General features: G+C 63.6%; 1 protein-coding gene. It reads left to right on the forward strand.

What is annotated here, in order from left to right:
• Positions 1–26: 26 nt before the first annotated feature.
• On the forward strand, positions 27–539 hold a 513-nt coding region (locus CKO41_RS18370; RefSeq protein WP_420826497.1), incomplete at its 3' end, for a YgfZ/GcvT domain-containing protein.

Consider the following 539-nt stretch of genomic DNA (forward strand, 5'->3'; position numbering starts at 1 on the left):
GGCCGGACATCGCACGAGATCTTACTATGAACACTGACTGGCAAGCCTTTCTCGACTCACAAGGCGGTCGCATCGGCGATGACGGCGCTGCGCACTTCGACAGCGCGCCTGCCGAGCCCGCCTGCGCCGTTGTCGACCTTTCGCATCTCGGGCTCAACGCCGTGAGCGGCCCGGAGGCGCAAGACTTCCTCCAAGGCCAGCTGAGCAATGATCTGCGCGAGCTGACCGCAACCCACACCCAGCTCAGCAGTCATTGCAGCCCCAAGGGCCGGATGCTCGCCAACTTTCGCGTCCTGCGCTTCGACGAGCGCTTTTTGCTGATCTTGCCGCGGGCACAGCTGGAGACCTTGCTGAAGCGCCTGCGCATGTTCCTGCTACGCGCGAAAGCCACGATTGAGGATGCCAGCGACGCCCTTGTCTGCATGGGACTCGTTGGCGATTGTGCCAACGCGTCGCTGACCCACGCCTTCGGCAGCCTGCCTGAAGCGCTGAACGCGATGGTCCGCGCCGGCGACACTGCCTTGATTCGAATCCCCGAT

Origin of the sequence: Thiococcus pfennigii (assembly GCF_016583835.1) — a bacterium.
In the GTDB taxonomy this organism is placed as follows: domain Bacteria; phylum Pseudomonadota; class Gammaproteobacteria; order Chromatiales; family Chromatiaceae; genus Thiococcus; species Thiococcus pfennigii.